27 protein-coding genes and 1 pseudogene are annotated in these 24391 nt (G+C 61.4%); 20 read left to right on the forward strand and 8 right to left on the reverse strand.

Features of this window, described 5'->3' with window-relative positions:
• Positions 1–295: 295 nt before the first annotated feature.
• The 20 genes and pseudogenes from HS122_07705 (at position 296) to HS122_07800 (ending at position 14405) form a co-directional block, all read left to right on the forward strand.
• A pseudogene (locus HS122_07705) lies at positions 296–482 on the forward strand (helix-turn-helix domain-containing protein).
• A gap of 58 nt (positions 483–540) precedes the next feature.
• Positions 541–1677 (forward strand): DUF1016 domain-containing protein, encoded by a 1137-nt coding sequence (locus HS122_07710; GenBank protein ID MBE7538282.1) that lies wholly within the window; start codon positions 541–543, stop codon positions 1675–1677.
• Positions 1649–2062: a hypothetical protein gene (locus tag HS122_07715; GenBank protein ID MBE7538283.1), complete on the forward strand. Its 414-nt coding sequence runs from the start codon at positions 1649–1651 to the stop codon at positions 2060–2062. Before HS122_07710 ends, HS122_07715 begins: the two co-directional genes overlap by 29 nt.
• A 263-nt stretch (positions 2063–2325) precedes the next feature.
• Positions 2326–3189: a flagellar motor stator protein MotA gene (gene motA, locus HS122_07720; GenBank protein ID MBE7538284.1), complete on the forward strand. Its 864-nt coding sequence runs from the start codon at positions 2326–2328 to the stop codon at positions 3187–3189.
• 29 nt (positions 3190–3218) lie between these two features.
• Positions 3219–4004, forward strand: a complete 786-nt coding sequence (locus tag HS122_07725) for an OmpA family protein (protein MBE7538285.1) — start codon at positions 3219–3221, stop codon at positions 4002–4004.
• Positions 4001–4255: a hypothetical protein gene (locus HS122_07730; protein MBE7538286.1), complete on the forward strand. Its 255-nt coding sequence runs from the start codon at positions 4001–4003 to the stop codon at positions 4253–4255. The genes HS122_07725 and HS122_07730 overlap by 4 nt, the downstream gene beginning before the upstream one ends.
• A gap of 312 nt (positions 4256–4567) precedes the next feature.
• Positions 4568–5311: a flagellar hook-basal body protein gene (locus tag HS122_07735; protein ID MBE7538287.1), complete on the forward strand. Its 744-nt coding sequence runs from the start codon at positions 4568–4570 to the stop codon at positions 5309–5311.
• A 53-nt stretch (positions 5312–5364) separates the two neighbouring features.
• On the forward strand, positions 5365–6147 hold the full coding sequence (gene flgG, locus HS122_07740) for a flagellar basal-body rod protein FlgG (GenBank protein MBE7538288.1): 783 nt from the start codon (positions 5365–5367) through the stop codon (positions 6145–6147).
• A 48-nt stretch (positions 6148–6195) separates the two neighbouring features.
• Positions 6196–6939: a flagellar basal body P-ring formation protein FlgA gene (gene flgA, locus HS122_07745; protein MBE7538289.1), complete on the forward strand. Its 744-nt coding sequence runs from the start codon at positions 6196–6198 to the stop codon at positions 6937–6939.
• Between the two features lie 11 nt (positions 6940–6950).
• The gene (locus HS122_07750; protein ID MBE7538290.1) at positions 6951–7568 is read left to right on the forward strand and encodes a flagellar basal body L-ring protein FlgH; all 618 of its coding nucleotides are present in this window, start codon (positions 6951–6953) and stop codon (positions 7566–7568) included.
• A gap of 65 nt (positions 7569–7633) precedes the next feature.
• Positions 7634–8818 carry a flagellar basal body P-ring protein FlgI gene (locus HS122_07755; GenBank protein ID MBE7538291.1) on the forward strand — a complete coding sequence of 395 codons (1185 nt, stop codon included), beginning with the start codon at positions 7634–7636 and terminating at the stop codon, positions 8816–8818.
• A 22-nt stretch (positions 8819–8840) separates the two neighbouring features.
• Entirely contained in the window at positions 8841–9269 is a 429-nt protein-coding gene (locus HS122_07760) for a rod-binding protein (GenBank protein MBE7538292.1), read from the forward strand.
• Between the two features lie 12 nt (positions 9270–9281).
• Positions 9282–9773: a flagellar protein FlgN gene (locus HS122_07765; protein ID MBE7538293.1), complete on the forward strand. Its 492-nt coding sequence runs from the start codon at positions 9282–9284 to the stop codon at positions 9771–9773.
• A gap of 69 nt (positions 9774–9842) precedes the next feature.
• Positions 9843–11267, forward strand: coding sequence for a flagellar hook-associated protein FlgK (flgK, locus tag HS122_07770; protein ID MBE7538294.1), 1425 nt, complete (start codon positions 9843–9845; stop codon positions 11265–11267).
• Positions 11268–11300: 33 nt separating this feature from the next.
• Positions 11301–12197, forward strand: coding sequence for a flagellin (locus tag HS122_07775; protein MBE7538295.1), 897 nt, complete (start codon positions 11301–11303; stop codon positions 12195–12197).
• A gap of 55 nt (positions 12198–12252) precedes the next feature.
• Positions 12253–12681, forward strand: coding sequence for a flagellar assembly protein FliW (locus tag HS122_07780; protein MBE7538296.1), 429 nt, complete (start codon positions 12253–12255; stop codon positions 12679–12681).
• 16 nt (positions 12682–12697) lie between these two features.
• Positions 12698–12958 carry a carbon storage regulator CsrA gene (csrA, locus tag HS122_07785; GenBank protein MBE7538297.1) on the forward strand — a complete coding sequence of 87 codons (261 nt, stop codon included), beginning with the start codon at positions 12698–12700 and terminating at the stop codon, positions 12956–12958.
• A gap of 75 nt (positions 12959–13033) precedes the next feature.
• Positions 13034–13909 (forward strand): flagellin, encoded by an 876-nt coding sequence (locus tag HS122_07790; protein MBE7538298.1) that lies wholly within the window; start codon positions 13034–13036, stop codon positions 13907–13909.
• A gap of 86 nt (positions 13910–13995) precedes the next feature.
• Positions 13996–14193, forward strand: coding sequence for a type II toxin-antitoxin system HicB family antitoxin (locus HS122_07795; protein MBE7538299.1), 198 nt, complete (start codon positions 13996–13998; stop codon positions 14191–14193).
• The gene (locus HS122_07800; GenBank protein MBE7538300.1) at positions 14193–14405 is read left to right on the forward strand and encodes a type II toxin-antitoxin system HicA family toxin; all 213 of its coding nucleotides are present in this window, start codon (positions 14193–14195) and stop codon (positions 14403–14405) included. Before HS122_07795 ends, HS122_07800 begins: the two co-directional genes overlap by 1 nt.
• Positions 14406–14447: 42 nt before the next feature.
• On the opposite strand, the gene HS122_07805 is transcribed toward HS122_07800, so the two are convergent.
• The 8 genes from HS122_07805 to HS122_07840 form a co-directional block, all read right to left on the reverse strand.
• Positions 14448–16364 carry a hypothetical protein gene (locus HS122_07805; GenBank protein MBE7538301.1) on the reverse strand — a complete coding sequence of 639 codons (1917 nt, stop codon included), beginning with the start codon at positions 16362–16364 and terminating at the stop codon, positions 14448–14450.
• A complete protein-coding gene (locus tag HS122_07810) occupies positions 16342–17565 on the reverse strand; it encodes a glycosyltransferase (protein ID MBE7538302.1) in 1224 nt (407 codons plus the stop codon). The genes HS122_07805 and HS122_07810 overlap by 23 nt, the downstream gene beginning before the upstream one ends.
• Positions 17562–18500 (reverse strand): glycosyltransferase, encoded by a 939-nt coding sequence (locus tag HS122_07815; GenBank protein MBE7538303.1) that lies wholly within the window; start codon positions 18498–18500, stop codon positions 17562–17564. The genes HS122_07810 and HS122_07815 overlap by 4 nt, the downstream gene beginning before the upstream one ends.
• Positions 18501–18509: 9 nt before the next feature.
• A complete protein-coding gene (locus tag HS122_07820; protein ID MBE7538304.1) occupies positions 18510–19655 on the reverse strand; it encodes a glycosyltransferase in 1146 nt (381 codons plus the stop codon).
• A 324-nt stretch (positions 19656–19979) separates the two neighbouring features.
• Positions 19980–21251: a hypothetical protein gene (locus HS122_07825; protein MBE7538305.1), complete on the reverse strand. Its 1272-nt coding sequence runs from the start codon at positions 21249–21251 to the stop codon at positions 19980–19982.
• 193 nt (positions 21252–21444) lie between these two features.
• Entirely contained in the window at positions 21445–22158 is a 714-nt protein-coding gene (locus HS122_07830) for a class I SAM-dependent methyltransferase (GenBank protein ID MBE7538306.1), read from the reverse strand.
• Between the two features lie 49 nt (positions 22159–22207).
• Positions 22208–23428: an ABC transporter ATP-binding protein gene (locus HS122_07835; protein ID MBE7538307.1), complete on the reverse strand. Its 1221-nt coding sequence runs from the start codon at positions 23426–23428 to the stop codon at positions 22208–22210.
• Positions 23425–24273, reverse strand: coding sequence for an ABC transporter permease (locus HS122_07840; protein ID MBE7538308.1), 849 nt, complete (start codon positions 24271–24273; stop codon positions 23425–23427). The genes HS122_07835 and HS122_07840 overlap by 4 nt, the downstream gene beginning before the upstream one ends.
• Between the last annotated feature and the right edge of the window lie 118 nt (positions 24274–24391).

Consider the following 24391-nt stretch of genomic DNA (forward strand, 5'->3'; position numbering starts at 1 on the left):
AGGATTTTGAGCAGCCTTTGGGGCGATTTCGACCGAATCCATGCATACCGCTCTGTCACCCTCTGGGTGATTTTTCGTGCGCCGGGAAGGTCTTAAAGAGGAATACCTTGGCCTGGGCGCCCATTTGCTGGCGAAGCCGGCAGGGAGTCCTGATTGACTCTGGAGGACCGGCCGAATCAATGGCTTCGCGCACATGAGATTCGGACTTCATTTAGGTGAATTGGATGGTAAATTTGGCCAAACTTTGGAAGATTTCCCCTTGAAGCGCCAAGCGCGTTGCCTGACATGAACCAAGCTGAAAATCCTCACGCTGGATGAAGTGGCGGACTACCTCAAGGCGGGGAATAAGACCGTGTACCGACTGGCCCAGCAGGGGGAGATACCGGGATTCAAGCTGGGCGGCACCTGGCGGTTTCGTCGCAGCGAGTTGCGAGCGCTGGATTGCCGAACAGATAGGCGAGAAAACGCAAGACAAGACATGAGCGCACCGCAGAACAGCAGCGGCCAGGCAGCCTTGCCCAGAGGGATGTCCGCTAGCCCATGAACGCCGTAGAAATCGAACAGGCCATCACCGACCTCGCGGAGCAGCCCTTCGACCGCGCGGAGTTCCCCTACGCCTACGCCGACTGGCTGGCCGAGCTGAAAGCGCAGATCCATGACGCTCAGCAACGCGCAGCGCAAGCGCTCAATCTTGAGTTGGTGGTGCTGTATTGGAGAATCGGCAATGCCATCCTGGAGCGACAAGACCGGCAGGGGTGGGGCGCAAAGGTCGTCGACCGTTTGTCGCAGGACTTGCGCTCGGCCTTTCCGGAGATGCAGGGGTTTTCGGTTCGCAACCTGAAGTACATGCGGGCTTTCGCCCTGGGTTGGCCGGATCTGCCATTTGTGCAGCAGGTGTTGCACAAATTGCCCTGGGGTCACAACCTGGTTTTGCTGGACAAGCTGCCCGGCCCGCAAACCCGCAAGTGGTACGCCGCCCAGGCCATCGAGCACAACTGGTCGCGCAATGTGCTGGTGATGCAGATTGAGGCCCGCTTGCTGGAGCGCAGTGGCAAGGCTGCCACCAACTTCGAGCTGACCTTGCCGAAGCCGCAGTCCGATCTGGCGCGCGAATCGCTGAAAGACCCGTACCGCTTCGACTTTCTCGGCCTGACCGAACAGGCGCAGGAGCGCGCGGTGGAGGGTGCGCTGGTCAAACACGTCACCGAATTCCTGCTGGAGCTGGGCGCCGGCTTCGCCTTCGTGGGGCGGCAGGTGTTGCTGGACGTGGGCGGCGATGAATTCTTCATCGATCTGCTGTTCTATCACCTGAAACTGCGCTGCTATGTGGTCGTCGAGCTGAAGGGCGGGAAGTTCCAGCCCGAGCACCTGGGCCAACTGAGCTTCTACCTGACGGCGGTGGATGAGCAGGTCAGGCACCCGCAGGACAACCCGACCATCGGCCTGCTGTTGTGCAAGAGCAAGAACAAGGTGGTGGCCGAATACGCACTGCGCCAGAACACGCATCCTCCACATCCCGAACGTCAATTCGCGCGAGAGCACGAAGGACAAGATGCGCGAGGTGGAACACATCATCGAGGCGCTGGGAGAGTGGCAGGGGATCGATGTGGCCACGGGCTTCCAGCTCGTCAAGCGACCGGATGGTCGCGTGCTGCGCATCGCCGATCTGGTCGATGACGATGACTCGAAGCGGGACCGTGTGTCCGCCGCGCTCAAGGACCCGGCGCAGAAGAACAACCGCGACCATGTGGACATCATCATCGCGCTGGGCATGGCGAAAGAGGGCTTCGACTGGATCTGGTGCGAACACGCCCTGACCGTGGGCTATCGCGCGAGCCTGACCGAGATCGTGCAGATCATCGGCCGGGCCACCCGTGATGCGCCCGGCAAGACCCGGGCGCGGTTCACCAACCTGATCGCCGAGCCGGACGCGGCCGAGGAAGCCGTCACCGAGGCCGTCAACGATACCTTGAAGGCCATCGCGGCGAGCCTGCTGATGGAGCAGGTGCTTACTGGGTACATCTACGATCCCAAAGCTGCAAAGCTTGTGACGGTGAGATAGCTTGGAAAAATGGGTTCTTCACGTTTGGTTGTGGGTAAGGGTCTGGGCGGTTAGCCCCATGCCCCCCACCTTCTACCGCGCAATCATCGTGATTGTCGCTAAATGAACAGTATTGGGGTTAGGGTGGCTGGGAACGCTTTTTGCCGAAACTTGAGGGGAAACTTCAGCGATTTATGGGGTATGCCATAGACATGAAACGAGGGATCGTCCCGGTGCCGGATTAAAGAGTCCACCCCATCGGGCCGTTAACGTCACCCAGAAACATGCTCATTCTGATCGGCAGTTTTATCGTTGTCGCCTCGACACTCGGCGGCTTCATGCTCGCTGGCGGCAACCCGCTGGTGTTGCTGCATGTATCGGAGTTCGTGGTGATTCTGGGAGTGGCGGCCGGCATTCTGGTGATCGCGAGTCCGGCCACCGTGATGAAGGAGATGGTCCACAAGGTCCAGCTGGCCGCCTTCGGCAAGGGCGTGGGCAGGGCGGAGTATTTCGATCTGCTGAAGATGCTCTACGAGATCTTCATGGTGGGTCGCCGAAACGGCCTGATCGCCCTCGAGGAGCATGTGATGAATCCGTCACAGAGCGCGATTTTCAAGAAGTACCCGGGAATCACAGCCAACAAGGAGAGGATGGATTTCCTCATCAATGGCATCAAGCCGGTGATCGACGGAAAAATAAAGCCCGACCAGCTCGAGGAGCTCATGTCCGCCGAGATGAATGCGAAGGCCGAGGAGAGCGATCATCCGGTGCATCTGCTGCAGATGGTCGGTGATTCACTGCCCGCGATCGGAATTGTCGCGGCGGTGCTGGGCATCATCAACACCATGAGCGCGATTGCCGAGGGCCCCGAGGCTGTCGGCGAGAAGGTCGCCGCGGCGCTCACGGGCACGCTGCTCGGCATCTTCGTCGCCTACGGATTCGTGCTCCCGCTCTCGAACCGCATCCGGTTCATGAATCAGACGGACGGCCAGTACCTGCGCTGCATTCTGGTGGCGGTCGCAAGTTTTGCGAAGGGCCTCGCGCCGCTGACCGCGGTGGAGATTGCGCGCCGCTCGCTCGACAGCGCGGTTCAGCCGGGTGGCGAGGAACTCGAATCAACCCTCAAGGGAATGCCCGCGGGCCGATAGGCCGCCTGCGAAACACAGCTCGCACGATCATGGCAAAAGGAGGTGCATGGAAGGTGGCCTATGCGGACTTCGTCACCGCGATGATGGCCTTGTTCATGGTCCTGTGGATCTCGTCCCAGGACAAGGAGGTGCTCGTCGCCACCTCGCGCTATTTCCAGCAGCCGTTCAAGTCGCCGCTCACGGCAAACGCCGGCGTTCTCAATCTCGATGGGAAGAGCGCATCGGAGCCCTCCTCGAGCTCGAGCAAGGCCGACAGTTCCCAGAAGGGCGGGGAACCCCAGACCGATCCGAAGGCCGTCAACCTCCAGTTTCTCAATTCGCTCGCGAAGGACTTCTACCGCCTGCTTCACATGGATCAGGATTTGAAGGACAAACCCATCGACATCCAGGTGACGAGCGACGGCCTGCGCATCTCGCTTTTCGATCGCGCGCGCAAACCGCTCTTTGTTGAAAACACGGCGGAGTTCACGGAATGGGGGCGCTTCGTCATGCAGAACCTCGCGTGGATGATCGATCGCCACAAGTTTTCCGTCGTTATCGAAGGCCATACCCGCACGGGACTGGAGCTCAAGAAGCCCGACTACACGGCTTGGGAGCTTTCGGCCGATCGGGCGAACTCCGCGCGGCGAAGCCTCACGTACTATGCGGTTGATCCGAGTCTGATCGCGAGGGTGACCGGCTATTCGGACACCCGCCCCATGCCGCTTGAACCGCCGGAGTCGGAAACCAACCAGCGCGTCACCATCAGTTTGTCCCTGGCCAAGCGCGAGGCCCGGCCACAAGGAGCTGCTCCCGTCGCAACACTGCACCCATGAAACCCTTTCTAAGCGGAAGAACTTCAACCGGCACACCGGCCCTGCGTCCGACCGCGGACGGAAGTGATGCCGGGCTCGCCGGCATTCCGTCGCTCGCTGCTCAGCCCGGACTCAAATCCGGGGCGGCCGCGCATCAGCACGGTCCGAGCATCGAGTGCGTGAAGCAAGGGGACAAGGTGGTTCGCATGATCATCACCTGCTCCTGCGGGGAAAAGATCGAGGTGGAGTGCCTCTACCCAGCCGCCGGTTGACCAACGGGTGAGACCGGTGTGAAGGGAGACTTTCACGCGGGTGCGTAAAGGCATGGAAATCCGCAGACGGCGCGGATTTCCGCAGATTGAGATGGCAGGTCTGCGTCCGAGAACCTGCGTTAATCGGTGTAATCTGCGGATGCGCTTCGCGGGAACAGGAACGTACTTTCCCATCAACCTTTCGGCAGGGTCACCGGCAAAACCTGCCGCATGCTGCCAAACTGCGGTTTTGCCCGGATCGAGGATTGGTCAATCAGTTGTCAGACCGTCAGTTACGCATCTGGCATTCCAGCTGCTTGTTGTGTGCCACCCATGAATGTAGGCATGTATCAAAGCGCTGCGTCACTATCCGCTCTCGAGCGCTGGCAGGACGCGGTTACCCAGAACATTACCTCGAATCAGGTCGCCGGGTTCAAGAAGCGCACGGTCAACTTTTCAACCGTCTCTGCGGGTGAACTGGAGATGGGTGACGGCAAGGTCGGGGACAGTCGTGGGCAGCCGATGTACTTTCCGCGGGCCTCCTATGGGATCAACTTCTCAATGGGCGAGACGCAGCCGACGCGCCGCGAACTCGACGTTGCGCTTCAGAGCGACGGCTTTTTCGAAGTGCAGCTTGAGGATGGACAGCGCGGATACACGCGGGCGGGCGAGCTGCGCATCCGTCCCGATCGCACCCTGGTCACAGCGCAGGACACGCCCATTCTCAGCGATGCGGGTGCGCCGATCCAGTTGCTCCCGGGTGGAGGGCCCGTTGTGATCAACGCCGATGGCACCATAGTCCAGAACAACACCCAGCTTGGCCGGTTGAGCGTCGTGAAATTTGCGGACAACAGCCGGCTGCGTCCGATGTCCGCGGGAGTCTTCCTCAGCGGGGGCATGAACTCCCAGCCGGTTGAGCGTCCGGAAATCCTCCAGGGATACCTCGAGGGAGCCAACACGGCGCCGCTCCGCGAGATGGTGGACCTCGTCAACATCGCCCGCGCCTACGAGGCCAACCAGAAGCTGATCCAGGCCCGCGATGATGCGCTCGCCAAGACGATCCAGAGCCTGGGCTGAAGCCGCGTATCCAACTTTTAACCACACCGTCCATCCCGACCTGATTCCCCGTCATGAACCTTTCCCTCTACAGCGCCGCAACCGGAATGGAGGCGCAGCAGCTCAACCTCAACACGATCGCCAACAATCTCGCGAACGTGAACACGCCGGGTTTCAAGCGCAGCAAGATCGAGTTCCAGGACCTGCTCTACCAGCGCCCGCGCGGCGTCGGCAGCGAGAGCGGCGGCGGCAACCTGGTCCCGACCGGCGTCGAGGTGGGCAACGGCTCGCGCGTCGCGGCCACCGCAAAGGTCTTCACCCAGGGCCAGGTCAACGCGACGGGCGAGAAGCTCGACGTCGCGATCCAGGGTGACGGCTTCTTCGAGGTGCAGCGTCCCGACGGCACGATCGCCTACACGCGCGACGGGTCGTTCAAACTCTCCCCGACCGGCCAGGTCACCAACAACGACGGCCTTCCCATCCTCAGCGGATTCCAGCCGATCCCGGCCGGGGCGACGTCGGTGAACATCTCCGAGGGCGGCGAGGTCACCGTGCAAAGCGCGACGGGCAGCCAGACGTTCCGCCTCACGCTCACGCGGTTCGCGAATCCTTCGGGCCTTCGCAGTCTGGGCGGCAATATTTTCGAGGAGACAAGCGCGAGCGGCACTCCGGAAACCGGCCAGCCGGGCGAGCAGGGCTTCGGCCATGTGCTCCAAGGCTACATCGAGATGTCGAACGTCAACATCGTCGAGGAAATGGTGAACCTCATCGTCGCCCAGCGCGCCTATGAGATCAACAGCAAGTCCATCCAGACTTCCGACGAGATGCTCCAGAGCGTCGCGCAGATGAAGCGCTGATTTCCCCCTCACCTTGTTGTCCATGGGCGCATGCGCACTCCCGATTTCATGAAGTCTCCTCGCTCCGCATTCACAGCCACCCTCCTTGCCATCGTCACCCTGCTTCTCCCTGTGCGCACGTTCGCCGAGGCGGCGCCCGAGTCTGGTGCCGCGGACGAATTGCGCGCGCGGTTGCTTTCCGAAATCGCACAGGAACTCTCCGCCCATTTCAACGCCGAGGGGGAATTGCAGCTCGAGGTGATGCGTCCGTGGCTGCCGGTCAAGGGACCGGCCGAAGCTGCGTCAGGGGTGACGGCCAGGCTGGCGGAATTTCCCACTGCGCTCGCTTCCACGCTCCTGCTGCGCGTGCGGGTGATCGAGGCATCTCAGGAACCCCGTGAGGAAACGGTCCTCTGCCGGGCCCAACTCTGGCGCGATGCCTGGGTCGTGCAGACCCCGGCCGATCGCGGCGCGGCCTTCGACCCAACCCAGTGCGACGCGCGCCGCATCGATGCGTTGCGCGAGCGCGATGCCATTCCGGCCTCCTTTGTCAATTCGAGCGACTGGTCCTACCTGCGTCCCGTTCCCGCCGGCAGACTGCTGACCTGGCGCGACCTTTCCCGCCGTGCGCTGGTCCGCAAGGGGCAGGTGATCGACGTGAGCGCGCTCGACGGCTCGCTGCATGTCAGCCTGAAGGCGCTCGCCATGCAGGACGGCGGAAAGGGCGAAACCGTTCGTGTGCGCAACCTCGAGTCGCGCCGTGAATTTGCCGCGCTTGTTGTTGGTGAAAACCGCGCACAGGTCCGCTTCTAGGAGCCATCCTCATGCTTCACTTCCTTCTCACCCTCTTGCTTCTCGCAGCGACCGCCCTGACCGCCGCGGCGGACTCCCTCTGGACCGCCGCAGGCAGCGGCGAACGGTCGATGTACTCCGACCGCAAGGCGTCCCGCGTGGGCGACATTCTCACCGTCATAGTCCAGGAGTCGGCGGCGACCCAGTCTTCGCAGAGCAAGAAGACCAATTCCTCCGCGAGCGTGGATGCCAGCGTCGACCAGTTCCTCTTTCCGGCGAACATCAGCCGCTTCGGCACGCACAAGGGTGCGCTTCCGGCGATCAAGCTCGGGGGCGGCAATGACTTCAAAGGGGGGGGCGAGGTCAACAATACGCAGAGCCTCAATGCGCGCGCGGCCGTCATGGTCACGGACGTGCTTCCCAATGGGAACCTCGTCATCGAGGGTGTTCGCCGGGTCGTTTCAGCCGGCGAGACCCAGCACGTGGTGCTTCACGGAGTCGTTCGCGTCGACGATGTCTCCAGCATGAACACCGTGTTCTCCAGCAATATTGCGGATGCGAAGGTGGAGTTCATCAATGAGGGCAGCCTGACCGATGCGCAGAAGAAGGGATGGCTGGCGAAACTGTACGAGAAGCTGCGTCCGTATTGAAAACGCCCGTTCTGAAAATCCTTTCCATGCCGCGCCTGACTACACTTTCCTGCCGCATCATCCGGATGACACCGCGCAAATCTGGTCACGACGAAGCGTGCCCCTCCATTTGGTATTTGGCGGGCAAGTTGCGTTCGGTGGTCAGTTGGCGGTTCGCGGCCGGGTGGCTTGCGGTGCTTGTATTGGCGACGGCTGCCGCTCCGCTTCACGCGTCGCGCGTCAAGGACCTGACGCTGGTCAATGGCGGACGCGAAAACCAGCTCGTCGGCTACGGACTCGTCGTCGGCCTTGCGGGCGACGGCGATTCCAACTCGCAGGCCACGCTTCGGGCGATCGGGAACTCGATGCAGCGGTTTGGAATCACCGTGGATTCAAACCAGATCAAGGCGAAGAATGTTGCCGCGGTCATGGTCACCGCTGACATCAGCGCCTTCCTGAAAAACGGATCGCGCATCGATGTGACGGTGGCGTCCATGGGCGATGCCAAGACTCTCCAGGGAGGCGTGCTTCTCCAGACACCGCTGCTTGGCGCCGACGGGCGCGCCTACGCCGTTGCCCAGGGCGCTGTTGCCATCGGAGGTTTTCTCGGAGGCTCCGGCGGGGCCGGCGGAGCGACGGTTCAGAAGAACCACCCCACGGTCGGACTCATCAGCAACGGTGCGATCGTCGAACGGGAGATTCCCGCGAAATTTGTCACGGATGGATCCGTTTCCCTGCAACTGCACAATCCCGACTTCACCTCGGCGGCCCGCATGGCCGACGCGATCAACGAAGTTTTCCGGGGCGCAGCCTCCGCGGTCGATGCCGCCAGCGTTTCCGTTCAGCTTCCTGAAATCTACCGCGGCCGTGAGGTCGCCTTTCTCGCCGATCTCGGCCAGATCCAGGTCGTGCCTGACACAATGGCCCGCGTCGTGATCAACGAACGCACCGGCACGATCGTCGCGACGTCCTCCGTCCGCATTTCGCAGGTCGCGATCAGCCTGGGCTCACTCACCATCACCGTCGCCTCGAATCTCGGCGTGTCGCAGCCGAATTCATTCAACAACTCGGGGGAGACCGTGGTCGTCCCGAGCACCCAGACCGATGTCGACGAGCACAAGGGCAGCTTCACCATCGTGAACGAGGCGCCCTCCATCGAGCGCCTCGCCTCCGCCTTGAACGCCCTCGGTGTTTCCACCCGTGAGATGATGGCGATTTTCCAGACACTCAAGCGCTCCGGCGCGCTGCAGGCGGAACTCGTGATCAACTGACCACAGGGCCCGCGCGAAAACCATGAGCATTTCTCCGATCTCCCCTCTTGCCAGCGGCGCCTGGAACAAGGTTCTCGATGCCACGGGACCGGATTCCACCGCGGCGGCGAAAGAGAAGCCGGCGGGATCCGCGGCATCCGCGAAGGACGTCAAGCACGCGGCCTCGCAGTTTGAAGCCATCATCCTCCGGCAACTGCTTGCGCCGACAATCGAGCCGCTGATGAGCGGCGGACTTGGCGGATCGAGCGCCGGTGGCGGTGGTGGCGGAGTCTATGGCTACATGCTCACCGACGTCCTGGCGGATTCGCTCAGCAAGGGCGGCGGCCTGGGACTTTCGCAGATGCTTGTGCGTCAATTCACCCCCCGGGGAAAACCCGTGCAGGAAATCTCCACTCAATCGGCGGCCACGGTCCCGTCTGCGGACAAGAACAATCCACCTTCCGTTTCCTAAACTTTGCTCACCATGTCTTCTTCCTGGCAACCCATCGCCGAACACCTGCGGAACGAACTGCAGGGCTATGGCGGACTGCTCGCACTTTTCGATGAGCAGCAGGCGCAGCTTCTCCGGCGCAATCCGGACGCCGTGCTCGAACTCTCCGGCACGATCGAGGCGCAGGCCCGCGCCACCGCGGAGCAGCGGCTGCAGCGAGAGATGGCCGTCCGCGAACTCGCGGAAAGCCGCGGCTATCCCTCGGACACGCCGCTGCGCGAACTGCTTCCCCTCTTTCCCGCCGACGTGCAGCCGATGCTCGACGCCCTGGCTGATGAGATCAACCACCTGATCCACCGCGTGCGTCGTGGAGCGCGTCAGAACCAGCTTCTTCTCGCGAAAGCGGTGGAGATGCGGCAGCAGATGCTCTCGACACTGCGGCCGGCGGCCTTCGTGAAGACGTATTCCCCGCGAGGGGAGGTCAGCATTTCAACGAGCGACGCCGCCTGGCAGGCCGCCGGCTAAACTCGTAGATTCAGGGACGACTCCTCCCTGCGATTTCGCGCGCAAACAGCAACCCACGATCCAATCCTCATGTCCGGACTCCTCGGCAGCCTGCAGATCAGCGTCAAAGCCCTCAATGCGCATTCGCGCGCCATTGACACGGCGGGCCGGAATCTGGCGAACGTCAACAATCCCAACTATGCGCGCCAGCGCGTGGTGATGGGGGACCGTGGGACCGTTATGACCCCGATGGGACCGCAGTCGCTGGGCATCGAGGCCCGCTACCTCGAACACCTCCGCGACCGCCTGCTCGACCAGCAGACCGCGCGCGAGATTTCGATGACATCCCTGCTCAAGGCGCAGCAGTCGGGATACGAACGCGCCCAGGCCTCCCTCGGCCAGTCAATCAGCCGCGCGCAGGATTCCGCCTCCGTCAATTCATCGAGCGGCGGACATGGCATCTCGGAGTCGATCACCGATTTCTTCAATGCATTCCAGAGTTTCGCCGCGCGTCCGACAGACATGGGCGAGCGCCAGACGCTGGTCCAAAAGGCGGGCATTCTGGCGGAGCGTTTTCAGGTGACGGATGAGCGCCTCGCACAACTGCAGGGCGACCTGACGAGCCAGATCGACGAGGATGTTGCCGGCGTCAACAGGATCCTGGCATCAATCGCCCAGTTGAACGGCGAGATTGGCAGCCTGGAGATCAATCATCCGGCTGCGGCGGTGGACCTGCGCGACAAGCGCCAGGCGCTGCTGGAGGAACTCGCAACCAAGATGTCGTTCGAGACCCGTCCGTCGGCCAACTCACCCGGCCAGATCGAAGTTTACACGAAGGACGGCGTGGGCGGGGACATCCAACTGGTGAATCGCGCAGTTGTCTACGGCACCGTGACGTTCTCCGGATCGACGCTGACCGCCGGAGCCACACCGACGGCGGTGGCGCTGACCGGCGGCTCGATCATGGGTGCGCGCGATGTGCGCGACGTTGCGGTTCAGGATCTGCGCAACCAGATCGATGCGCTCGCCAACCAGTTCGTGACTTCGGTCAACGCGGCGTACAATCCGACGAACTCCACCGGCAACTTCTTTCTGGCGAGCGGCACGACGGCCGGGACCATGGCGGTCGATCCGGGCGTGACGGCGGTGACGCTCAAGGCGTCGGACGGCGGTGCGGCTGGCGACAATTCGATCGCGCTGGCGGTTGCCGCGCTGGCGAGCCGCTCGTTTTCGGTGTCGGGTGGCGATGCCATCGATGGCACGTTCACGCAGTATTTTGCCAAATCCGTGACGAGCCTCGGGCAGGGGCTCTCCGGGATCAATTCGCGCCTCGAGGACCAGCAGAACGTCGAGGCGATGGTGCGCAGCCAGCGCGACGCGATAAGCGGCGTTTCGATGGATGAGGAGATGGCGGATCTGTTGAAGTACCAGCGCTCCTACCAGGCGTCGTCGCGCGTGATCACCGTGATTGACGATCTGCTCGACACCCTGATCAACCGCACCGGCCTGACCTGATTTTCCAACTGACTTCGCTTCAACTTTCATCCCATGCGCGTGCCCACCAACAGTTCCGCCGAGGCGGTCATTGCCCAGATTCAAAAGCTGTCGGCCAGACAGTCGCATCTTCAGACGCAACTGGCCACGAATCAGCGCATCTTTCTGCCCAGTGACGACGCGCCGGCTGCGGGACGCGTGCTGAACATGGAGCATGAGCGCGGCCAGCTCACGCAGTTCACGAAGAATGCGGGCACGGCGCTGGAGATTTCCCAGGCGTCGTTCGCGGGGCTCAAGGGGCTGAAGAACATTTCCGACCGCGCCGGAGAAATCGCCACGCTCGGCACCGGCACGGCCAGTCCGGACGCGCTGCGCGCCTACGCGGCGGAGGTTGACCAGCTCATTGAGCAGACCCTTCAGACCGGCAATTCCAGATTCCGAAACGACTACCTTTTCGCCGGCACGGCTGTCGACACCGAGCCCTTCACGGTGACGCGCAATGGCGCCGGTCAGATCACGGCGGCGGCCTATGCGGGAAACACCGGCCAGATGTCGGTGCCGTTGTCCGAGACAACCACGGTCCAGCCCGGCACGGATTCCACGGCCAATCTTGGCATACGCGACATGATCAACCGCCTGGTCACGCTGCGCGACGCGCTGGCGAGTGGAAACACGGCGGCGGTGACCGCGGCGCGGCCGGCGCTTGAGCAGACCGAGGATGTGCTGGTCAATTCCCTGAGCGGGCATGGTGCGGTTGAACTTCGCATTGAGATCAGTCAGGCGCAGCAGAAGGCGCGCCTCGACAACCTTGAAGGCCTGGTTTCGGACGAGGTGGACGCGGACATTCCTGAGACGGTTGTCCGCCTGAGCCAGGCGTCGACCGCCTATGAGGCGGCGTTGTCATCGGCGACAAAGATCCTCCAGATGTCGCTGCTCGATTATCTCCGTTAGAATCCTCCATTCTCCCACTCGACCAAACGACCGATATCGTTTCTTCTCACGAATCATGAAAGTCAGCACCGAAGCACCCCCGCTTCCTGAATCACCCCCGCAGCAGGTCCGGCTCCCGGAAGGGCTGGTGGGATTTCCTGATCACACGGGATTTGAGCTGCTCTACAATCCCGAGCAACTGCCGTTCCGCTGGATGCGTCTGCTGGGAGGGGCGTCGGTTGACTTTGTGGTGATCGAGCCGGTGGGAGTGATCGCTGACTATGAGATCGAATTGTTCGATGAGGACGCGTCTTTCCTGGGCATCACCAACGCGTCGGATGCGCTCATTCTCAACATCGTCACGGTCAGCCGCTCCACACCGCCGACCGCGACCGTGAATCTTGTCGGCCCGGTCGTCGTCAACCGCCGCACGGGTGTCGCCAAGCAGGTCGTGATCGCCAATCACGGCCGCTACAGTGCGCGCCACCCGCTCGTAACCGCCTGATCAACGCCGTTCACCCATGCTAGTCCTGACACGTCGAGTGAACGAAGCCATCGTGATCGGTGGCAACATTGAGATCCGCATCACCCGGATCGATGGCGACACCGTGAAGATCGGCATCGACGCTCCGCGCGAGGTGCCGATTTTCCGCAAGGAAGTCCTGACGGAAATCGCGGCGACGAACAAGGCCGCGGCCGTTGCGTCCGCGGCGTCCTCGCTGCCGAAACTTGCCCTGCCCAAGCTGCCGCCAATTGCGCCGAAGCCCCCGACAACGGCCTGAGCCGAAGCACTGGAAGCCCCGGAACAACGGTTCACCAACCCTTCATTCTCTCTCCCCTTTTTCTCCAACCCATCGATGAGCAGCACCTCGTTCAGCATCACGTCGAATGTCCTGGCCCAGGGTCTTGGCCGCACCCAGGAATTTCTCGGCAGGTCCATTTCACGGCTCGGATCCGGAAGCCGCATCCTGAACCCGTCCGACGATCCGCCGGGCGTGGGTATTGTGGCGAAGCTGGACGGGCAGACGCGGCGCAATGGCGCGGCGCTGACGAATGTGCAGAACGCCATTTCCCACGTGCAGACGGCGGACGGCATGCTGGCGAAGATCGGCTCGTCGCTGACCCGACTTTCTGAACTGGCGACGCGTGCGCGGGACCCGATACAGAGTCCGGCCGACATCGCGCTTTACCAGGAGGAATTCAAGACGCTGCTTCAGCAGGTGCGCGACACCGTTGGCGGCACGACGGCGCAGATTGGCGGCACGGCGGATGTCACCGATCCCATCGGAGTTTTTAATGGCCGCCAGTTGTTTGGTCCCGATGGCGGCATGAGCCTGCATGTCGGCGCGCATGCGGACGAAGTGGTCGCAATGGCGCCGAACAATCTCCGCGTTGGATCGCTGGCCTCTGTGATCACGCAGGATGGCTCCGGAAACTTCCTTTTGTCGGTCAGCGACCCCAATGCGGCGGCGTCACTGGACAGCGCGCTCGACGCGGTGTCCGCGGAGCGCGCCAAGATCGGAGCGGTGCAGAGCCGTCTTGAGATTCTCGGTCAGACTCTGACGGTTGAAGGGGAGAACCTCGGCGCGGCGGTGTCGCGCATCCGCGATGCGGATGTGGCGAGTGAGACGACGCAGATGACCAAGTTGAAGCTCCTCAACGAAACCTCTACCGCCATGCTCACCCAGGCCAACCAGTCCCCGCGCAGCGTGCTGCGGCTGCTGGAGGAGTGAGTGGGGTGGGGACGGGTATCCGCGAGAGTAGGTTGGGCTGAATTAACCCGCTTGCGGCGGTTACTCCCTTGAATCATTGTCCTCCCATGCAAGTCGAAGTCGAAAAAGAGGCCGATGGACGATGGATTGCCGAAGTCCCGTCGCTGCCGGGAGCGATGGCCTATGGGGTGACGAAGCAGGAAGCGGTTGCGAAGGTCACGGCCCTTGTGCTTCGAGTTCTTGCCGACAAGATTGAGCACGGGGAAGAAGCTCCGGAACTCGACCGCGTTTTCACTGTCGCGTGATGAGTGCCTGGGGCGCTCGAAAGGCTAGAGTTGTCCTCGTGGCGCTTTTCCGCATCGGGTGGCGACTCAAGCGGCAGAGTGGTTCGCATCGAGTCCTGGAAAGACTCGGCTGGGCGGATGTGATTTTCGCATTTCACGACGGTGAAGAGATCGGCCCGCGGATGCTTGCACGGATCGCACGCAATACTGGATTGCGGCCCGATGATCTCTGAAACGCACATCGCGGAGCATTTCAACACGGCCAAACTGTCTGCCTAGCGGACGGGTTTGAGAAGCCGCTTCAGCGAACGAATGGCGCGAGAGCATCGTTGCAGACCGATCCAGACGCAGCGGTCGACCTGCATTTTCCAAACCAGCAACTCAAGAAGTACGCCTGGCGCACGCGGACAGGAGGCCCGCAGCGAGGCGGTTGGCCAGGGCCAGAGGTCCACTCGTCGCCACGGGCTCAGCATGCGCTTGAGAAGTTGCGGCAGATGAAAAACCGGAATCAATGAAGGCGGAGTTGTCGTCGGCGGTTCCGGCCAGGTCCAGAAGTTGAATTGCTTCCAACGTTCGACCTGGGCCGCGGCAGGGTGAACGAGGAATGTGCGCAACGCGTGATCAAAACGCGGTGGCGGAGCGCCCAGGCGAATGGCCAGGTCGACGTAGGCAAGAGCGCCCGCATGCAAGTCAGCGCTGTCCCTGGGAGGAGCAACGCAATCACTGGCAAGAACCGGTTCGAAGCCTGTCTGATCGCACGCATACCCGATGGTCTGGCCGTGGTCGGCGGGAACCAGCATTTCGACAACCGAGGGAAAGGCTCCCACTGGTCCGAGCCACAAACCTGGTCTGATGTGGAAGAAGAGGCGATCCTCGGAAACATTCCGGTGCAGGCCAAAAAAGTATCCGATCGTTCTTCCAGGTGGACGCGGCCCCTGGGCAAGCAGGCGGACAAATGCCTCGTGCATGGTCCCTGACCAACCGATGTCGACCAATGCAATTCGATCGTGGGCAAAGGCTCCTTGTTCCTGCAAGTAGCCCAGGGCCAGCGCAAGTCGCCTTTGACGGTGGCGGGCAAAGTAGTCGGATGCCTGCGGATCTTGCGACAGTAACTCCAGCAGCCGCGCGCGCACGCGTGGAGCAAGCGGCGCGCTCCAATTTGATCGCGGGAAGCCGAGGGCGTTCAGATTGCTTTCGAGGTCGGAAGGATCGAGATTGAGATTTCTGAACAGCCCGTTGATCGAGGGGTCCTCGATGAAATGCAGCCAGCGGCGATGATCGGGGATGGCGGGATCAAAGGCAGCCAGGTACCAGGCGAAGCGTGAGCCGAACAGATAGCGGGTTTCGGGCAGCGTGGGATCGGCAGCACGCAGTTTGCAGGCAATTTTTTCCGGCAACTGACCGTCGCGGGAGAGAAAAAAAACGCGGGTGATGCCGCGTTTCCGCGCATCCTGGAGCAGCCAGGTCGCGTAGGCATGAAAGACCGGGCCGGAGATGTTCGCGCCATCGTCCCAGAACGCGTTTGCGCCGGCAGGGCGTGCCAGCCGGGCGAAACGTGGCAAACCGGCGGCCAGAGGTTGTGCGGGATTGTCGCGAAGGTAGGCGTGTTCCAGTCGGTTGGGATGCGCGCGAGTCCAATGCTCGGTTTCGATGCCGTATCGGGCGGGATTGACAACGTCGCTGCGAGGATTGTCCCCGATGTGAAGCCAGGGTTTGGCATATGCCTTGGAGAGTGTTGCCCACCAGGTGCGGCCCTTGGAGTCGCCCGCCTCATGGGAGAACAGCAGGGTGTCATCCGCAATCCAGATGGGTGCGAGCCGTGCGAGCAGGAAATCGCGCGGCAGATACATGTCCGTGATGTAGAGGATGCGCGCACCCTGGGCGCGCGCGGCGGTGACGCGTTCGACCGCGGCAGAGTCGAGGCACATCGTCTCCTCCCACTCGAGCTCCCTGGCGCGGAAACGCTCGAGCTCTGCACGCCAGGGATTGAGCGGTGCGGCGCTGTAGATTTCGTCGAGATTGACCTCGCGGGACAGTTTGTCAGCACGGGCGGCGCGTTCAGCCTGAATCCTCGCCAAGGCCCATCCGGGCGCTGCGAGATCCCTTTCGACGAGGCGAAAAACATCGTGGGGATCGGCGAGCGGCCGCACGAGCAGGGTGTCAAAGAGATCAAAGCTGGCGGTGGCGAACATGCATCAACTCTGCGTAGAAGGATTCGAGGTCCGCCCCGTGCGTTTCCAGGGAGAAGCGATCTTTTGCGGACTGCGCCGCGGCAGCGCTCATATGGAGAAGCAGGGAGGGGTTGCCAAACAGCGTGCGCATCGCCGACGCAAGGGCTTCGGGAATGGCGTCGGAGACCAGCCAGCCTGTGCTGCCATGCTCGATGAGCTCGGGGGTGCCCGCTCGTTCGAGGGCGAGGACCGGCGTGCCGACGGCGAGGCTCTCGATGACACTGAGCGGACAGTTGTCCGCCAGCGATGGGAAGAGATAGAGGTCAGCGGCGGCGTAGGCGAGGGCGATGGATTGATCATCGACAAGATGCCCGGTTCGAATGACTCGCCCGGGAAGGCCTCTTCCGAAATCGGACTTGTCGGCTCCGACGAGCATGCTGACAACCTCGTTGTCTCCCAGAATTCGGATGGCCTCGCGCGCCATCGCCGCGCCCTTGCGTGGATCGTCAAGCGAATGGGCTGCGATCAGCACAACTCGCTGGGCGGGGTGAAGGCCGTGGCGCTGCCTCGCCTCGTCGCGGATCCCGGAATTGAAGACGGCCAGATCAGCCGGGTTGTAGATGACCCGTGGCTTGGGATCGAAGAAACCGGAGCCGGCTGCCTGGCTGGCCATCCATTTGGACGGCGCGATGGCGGCGAAGTTGGAGACCGGGCGGGCATGCCGCTTGATGATTTGAGCCTGGCGGGTCAGATCGAGCGGCATCCGCAGGGATCGTTTTTGCGGACACTTTCCGCAGTTTTTTCTGAACCGTTCGCAGCCGAAGGGATACAGGCAGCCACCGGTGAAAAACGAGGCGTCATGAAGCGTCAGGGCAACGGGCGCATGGCGTGTCATCCATTTCACTGACCATGGCGAAACGGCGCTCCAGTGATCGCTGAAGTGCACGAGATCGTAGTTGTGGCGAAGGCTTCGCAGTCGGGGCCATTCAAGAGGCAGGAATTCACCCCCGAGGCAGCGCCGTGACAAAGCATGTGTGAGTCGAAGCACACGGGCGAACGGGCGGCGGAACAGGGGGCGATTTTGGTTGCCGGCGGAAGTGGGATGGATGGTCAAGAGATCCACCTCATGGCCACGAAGACGCATGGCTGTCTGCAGAAGCTCCGAATACTTCGAAGCCCCTCCTCCGGTTCGGTTGCTCCTGCTGACGACAGCGATCTTCATGGGCCGGGATGCCCTGGGTTCGTTCCGGGCGATTCAAAAAGCGCGGTTGCCTTGAGCCGGCCTCTGGCGACGGCGCCTTCAAAGCCAAGAGAACCCGTTCCCCCAGTGAGGCGGCCGATCAGGGCTTTGAGTCGGAGCTTCATGCGTGCGTATCCCTTGGCATCCGGAAGTCCCTGAGCGAGGTCCAGCCAGTGATGTGAGGCGGTGATGTCTTCAACCAAACGCGTGAGATAGCGTTCTTGAAGCCGTGATGCCGGGATGAGATGGGTGACGCGCAATGCCGTCATGCAGCCGCAGCCAAGGCCGAGTGAGCAGGCGGCCAGGCCGATGTCGGTGTCGCCGCCCGCGAGCAGGGACTGACCGTCGCGATCGAGGCGAAGCCGTCGAGGATCATCGAGCAGGCTTGCCCGATAGGCGGTCATGACCTCGCGCCTGACCACCATGCCGGCGCCGACCGGCAGCGTTTGTCCCCGCGGATGGTTCGACCATCGATCATGGGAGAACTCCGTGAGCGCCAGGTATGGCAGATAAGGTTTCATCCACGCCTCTGGGGGCGTCTCGAATTCACCATGAATGCTGGCCGACCATACTCCGAGGAACGGCATGCCGTCGGCCAGGTGAACCGCAGTCGCAAGGTAATTGGAGTCGAGGACATTGTCGTCGTCCACAAAGATGAACAGAGAGGATGAAGCCTCGGAACAACCGCGCAGGCGCGCGTGAGTGAGCCCGGGAGTCTCCTCGCGAACGACGCGTGCGAGTGGATGCCAGGAAAGATCGTATGAGGGTGCAAGGGGCGGGTCGGATTGATTGTCCACGACAATCAATTCCCATTCGCCCGCAGAAAATGTTTGCTGCCGCAATGCACCAAGCACGCGCCCGAAATATTGAGGCCGTGGATTCCGGGTGCAAATGACGACAGAAAGGCGCGGTGACATGGGGCAAGTCTATCTTTGCGCAGCGAGTTCGAGCAGGCGCTTCGAGAAAGTTCCGATGGGGTCAGCGGCGATGAGGCTGATGGCGCGCTCTCGCGCAGCCAGTCCCATTGCGGACCATTCGCCACGGCGAACCCACGCGTGTTCAAGCGCCTCATCAAGGCATGCTGCGGTCGGAGCAGCGGCAACGAAACCGGAAACGCCGTCCGTGATTAGTTCGGCATTGCCGCCCACGTCCGTGACAATCGCCGGGCGCCCGCACAATGCTGCCTCAACAAGTGCAAGCGGGAGGCCTTCATGACGCGAAGGCAGAACAAGGGCGTGATGAGAGCGCCAGATGTCCTCGATTGAGTCGACGTGACCTTGAAACACGACCTGATCGTTGAGATTCAGGCGATCGACCATCTGATGAATCAGGAAGGTGCGGTCGCCGGTACCGAAGAGCGACAGACGGACGGGGCGATTGCGCCACTTGGCCTGAGCCAATACCTCAAGGAGCAGGTCCTGCCCCTTGCAAACAGGATCGTGGCGCGCGACGCAGGCGAGGCGGACAATGCTGATGTCTGATGGCCAAGCCAAAGCGCTCGTGACGTTCACTTTGAATGGATTGCGGACAATTTCCGCACGCTCGAGGCGAATGCCCCACTGGGTTTCAAAAAGCCGGCGATTTCGCTCTGCGACAAAAAACCAGTGGGCATTTGTCATGAATAGCCTTCTGGCTCGTGCAGCCTGGCTGTCAGTGGGCCAGAGCCATTCGATTCCGCACTGGGAGATGTTGCACCAAGGGACACCGGATGCGGCAATGAGCTCGAGACCTTCAAGCATGTCGATGCCTGCTCCATTGGATACGCAAATGAAGTCGGGACGCTGGGCTCGCATCCAAAGGGAGAGATCAATGAGTTCGGCCTCGGGTGCAATCCTGCCACGAAGGCGATGTTGGATTCGACGTAGGATGGTGGGGCGTCCTCGATTTCTTTGTTGGACAAGAATCCCCTTCCGATGAAGCGCCTCGATGGCACGAGCGGACTTTGGGTAGCGATACACACTCGCGGCAATCTCATGGCCGAGGCTGCGCAATTTCAGGGCTGTCTGGCACCAGAGCTCCTCGGAACCGCCCCAGGATCCTCCGCCCATGAAACTGACAAAGAGAAATCTCATGTTTGTGAAGCGTCAGGCAACGAGGCACCGGCATCGGGGATGACGCGCCGCTTCTTTCAGCATCGGAGCATGGTTCGCATGGGTGGAATGCGGAGCATCTGGAACAAGCGGCGCCTCGCAAAAAGGCATGGGAGACAGAGTGGCTCCATCGCAAGTCAAGTTATCTGCAGACCCGGAATCGCGTCGGGAAAAGCATCCAATTGCTTGCGGGCATTGGATGCCAATGTGGCCTCCCCTCACTATGCGCGGAAAATAGTTCGATTTGGCATCGCGGGTACAATAGTCGACGTATTGGGGCGGAGCCATGAGAGGTGAGGCCGACGCCTATTCAGGTTGTCGTGACTGCTGTTCGCTGTCGTCAGAAACGCTTGCAGCGATGAATCGCGTGGTGGTGGATGACTTTTTGCGCAAGAAGGGAACGATCCCAGTCATCCAGTCGGAGAATCGAACCAAACGTCGTCGCTTGTAACCTTCGAGTTCTCGGAGGCATTCCCGTTGATGCAGCAGCCGAGTCTGAAGCGTTGCGACATTGGTTATGGCAAGTTCCGGAATCATTGGATAAAGGCTTGGCAGGTCGAACTCCCGCACACCTTCAGGATAAGCGGAGCGACGGGGCAGAAGCGTTCCGGAGGGATTGAGGCTGGCGGCAGGATCTTCGGCCATGAGCTTGATCAGACGAACTACGCGGTCGGTGGCGGATCCGGGCTCCATCTGCAAACGGGAGAGGAAGTCCTGATAAACCAGACGGCGACGATGCTCCAGGTCATCTGGGCGCAACAGGCTCTCTAGTTCTCGCGCGAGAGTATCGGGACAGGTGGCGCGCCAGGCCGACAGGAGGTAGGCTGGGGAATTGGTGAAATCCACGATGAGGGTTGGAATGCGCAGGCGCATCGCTTCAAGCGCTAGCGTGGATGGCGTGGTTATGACTGCCGAGACCGATGCGAGGATACGTTCCAGGGGCTCCTGATTGTTTGTGACAGCCGCACTGCCCAGCCTAGCATGAGCCTGAAGACTTGGGGCAATGCGCCAACGCGGCGTCAGGAGCGGATATCGTCGCATGCATACTTCGGTAGCCTGAATTGCTGTGGCGACCTGCTGGGTTTCCTTGGTGGTGAAACCGGGAGTGTTTGCGCTTGCGATAAGGACTGACTTGTCAGGCTGCCGCACAATTGAATTGAGGTAATCGAGTCTTGGTGAACCGGTGATCTCGCAGCGGAACGGGTGATTGCCAAAGGACTCGAGGAGAAGCGCCTGCCAGAGTCCGAGACAAGCGATCCGTGACGACAGAACTGGTTGGAAGAGAGGCCGTCCGTCAGGCGTATTGGAGCGGGGATTGGTCCAGACATTGCGCCATTCGATGATTCCGTCCACTAGGTGAAGCACTGGTATGCGGCGCGCATGGAGTTCTGTAATGGCAGGAAACATTGCCCGGTTGAACTCATCACCAAGCAAGGCTAGATCACAATTGATTGAACTCGGGTCGGTCGAGAGCGGGACTGATTGCAGGTCAAACTCCGGCAGGCACTTCAACCATTCGAAGTAATGCGGCCGGAAATATGCATCAAGCAGCGCAATACGATAGGTTCGAGATGGCATGTCGTGAAGGCTCTTGAGGGTGTGCGTGGAAAACCAATGGGTTGGCTGCGCGGAGATTTTCGGCGAAGGTACAAGCGTTCATGCGAAACGAAACAGAACAGGATCTAGCAGCAAATGGCGAACTTTCGAGTGGCTGCGAAGAGTTGACACGATCTCATCAATTCTTGTTCGGGCCGATGATCAGGAAGCCGCGCTAATGCGAGTTCGGAGGGAGAGCGGAACCCGCCGGCTCGAATATGAAATACCACGGTTCAAGTTCACCTCCGAAACTGTAGGGAGGATGAGTGAGAAAGCCCTCGATTTCTCCGATGAGACCGGATGCGGGGCCGCGCAGGATGACCTCGCGGTTGTCAAACGGTCCGCGCTGTTGAAATCGCGCGACCAGGTCGGACACGGGTTGGGCGCCCGCTTCAATGAAACGCTGCTCCCACCAGTTCCGTGAGCGCAGAGTGCAATGGAATGCATTGTTCTGGCTGCTGGGGCGAAGGCTTATCGTAAGGAAGAGTCGTCTCCCGCATACACGCACCAGCTCCCGCGCTACTTTGGGAATTTGATCCGCCGGTATGTGCTCCAACACTTCGGAGGAAAAAACGAGATCGAAGTGACGGTCCGGGAAGGGCAGACTGGCCAGGTCGCCCTGCAGCACCTCCCCAGTGACCACTTCGCCATTCTGCACGGCGAATTGCGACACTTCGACGCCGCGCGCCTCATAGCCCTTTCGGAGCAGGTGTGCAACGACATCGCCGCGACCGCATCCGGCGTCGAGCACGGTGCGATAGCTTCCGGTGGAGAGAGCTTGATCGATGATGTTGATGCCGTAGCTCCACTGGGCGGGACGGGTTCTCCAGTAGCGGTCGTAGCGCAAGCGATGAAGTTGTCCGCGCAATCGTTGCAGGAATTTTCTCATTGGCACATGCGGATGCGTGGAGAGGTGAGCAGGCGGACCATGAATCTTCTCAATCACATTCCATTGTCTCCCACTTGTGCGAGAAGGCAAAAGTGTGACATGGACCGAATCCGAAGCCGTCGATTGGCGGCCCGGTGACCTGGAAACGGACTGCGTGCGGCAGATCGTGGAGATACTCCTGTCTTCCCTCGCCGTAGAGGCTTGTCGTGATCGAATATGCCCCCACAAGAAGCGGAAGCGCGGGAAGAGTGATCCTCACGGTCGCCCTTCTCTGGAGTGACCAGACAAGACCGTCGGCTGGAGATGCGAATGAACCGAGCACGCCCAGCGATGAGGAGTGGACATGGACAATCAATCTCAGGTTGCGCCGGGGATGTCTGCATGCGATGCGGACATCGAACGATAGCGTGTCACCTGTGAACAGCGCGCCAGGCGGACGTCCCGGGACTGGGTGAAGCGCTGCGCTCTCAAGCCAGACATCACGGTTCGAGGACTGTGTTGGTTCGGTTGCAAGGCCGATTTCCTGATAGAGTGCGATGCCCGCCTCAACCGAAGGGGCGATCTCGCCGCGCCCATGTTTCAAGACCAGGGCCGCAGAACAAATACGCGTGATGTCGATCACATTGTGCGATACAAGAATAGGGCTGGTGCCCTCACGCATGAGCTTTTCAATGCGCTGAAAGCACTTCATGCGGAAGCTGACATCACCGACAGCCAGCACCTCGTCAACAAGCAGCAGATCCGGCTCCAGATGCGCCGCGACCGCGAAGCCGAGGCGTACACGCATGCCGGAGCTGTAGCTTTGCACCGGGGCGTCGATGAATTCGCCAAGGTCGGCAAAGGCGATGATCTCATCCAGTTTGGCGGCGAGTTCGCGCTGCGTAAGCCCGAGAACCGCCGCGTTGACCCTGATGTTCTCGCGTCCGCTCAGGAGCGGATGCATGCCGGCGCCGAGTTCGATAAGCGCACCGACGCGGCCCCTCACTATCACCTGGCCGCGATCGGGCTTGATCAGACCTGCGATTATCTTGAGCAGGGTGCTCTTTCCCGCGCCGTTCGCGCCGAGCAGTCCGACGCTCTCGCCTCGCCGCAGGGTGAACGATACGTCGTCAAGCGCCCAGAACTCCTCCTTTCCAAGCCCCTGCCTGGGACGAAATCCTGTCATGTCGCGCAGGGCGTCGACCACACCGTAGCGCAGCGACGTTTGAAGGCGGCGGGCGAAGCGCTTGGAGACGTTGCGGACTTCCAGAATGGGTGTGTCGTCACTCATGATCCGAAGCGGGCGATGAGGTGGGGAAAGGCAATGCGGGCGGCCAGCCAGGCCAGTATTCCGACCGTGATTCCTCCGAGGCTTATCGCCACGAATCCCCCTCCATGCAGCACGGGTGTGCCAATCCAGCCGGCGCGCGCGGTTTCGATGAGGATCGCCGCCGGATTCCATTGATTTATCGCCGACATGAGGCCGGATGACGTCGGCCCATGAGCGACAGGTGTGAGCAGCAGCCAGAAGCCGCCCGCCAAGGCGGCGGCGGGCGCGACGTCCTGGTACAAGAGACTGAGTGGAAGCAGTACGATGCCGATGCAGGTGCCGGCCCCAAGGATCCCCACGAGCAGACCGGGCAGAAGCCACCAATTGTGGGCGGAGGCACCAGGATAGAGAAGCCATCCGGCAACCAGCAGAGGAAGTCGGATCAGAAACTGCAGTCCAACATCGAGCAGCCCGGCTGCGACGAGCGATTCACGAGGAAACTTCAGCTTGCCAAGCATGCTGCGCGCCTCGGAGAAGGTGCGCATGGGTGTTTGCACGGCTTCAATGAACACCTGCCAGAAGACGAGGCCAACCATCACGTGAGCGACATACCCCGTTTGACCATCTGATCGGGAGGAATCCTGGAGCCGCAGGATGGCGAACAGGCCGGTCCAGGCGAGCGGTGGGATGAAGGCCCAGATGTAGCCGGTGATGGACTGTCGGTAGCGACTCTTCAGATTGCGCAGGAAGAGCTGCCAGGCCAGTTCGCGGCAGCTTCCCAGATCACGCACAAACTCGGCAAGAAAACGCCCCGGATCGCGCCAGACGCTCTCACTGCCGTACTGTTGTTCGGGCGCAATCTTCATGACTTGGTTTTAGGCATTGAGCGATGGGATACCCAAGGATAGTCAGGCTTTAAACCCGAATGCCGCACAAGCCAGCCCAAATGTGTCATAGGTCTTTGTTGAGTCGAGATTACGGGCC

This window comes from Opitutaceae bacterium (genome assembly GCA_015075305.1).
Lineage (GTDB): Bacteria > Verrucomicrobiota > Verrucomicrobiia > Opitutales > Opitutaceae > UBA6669.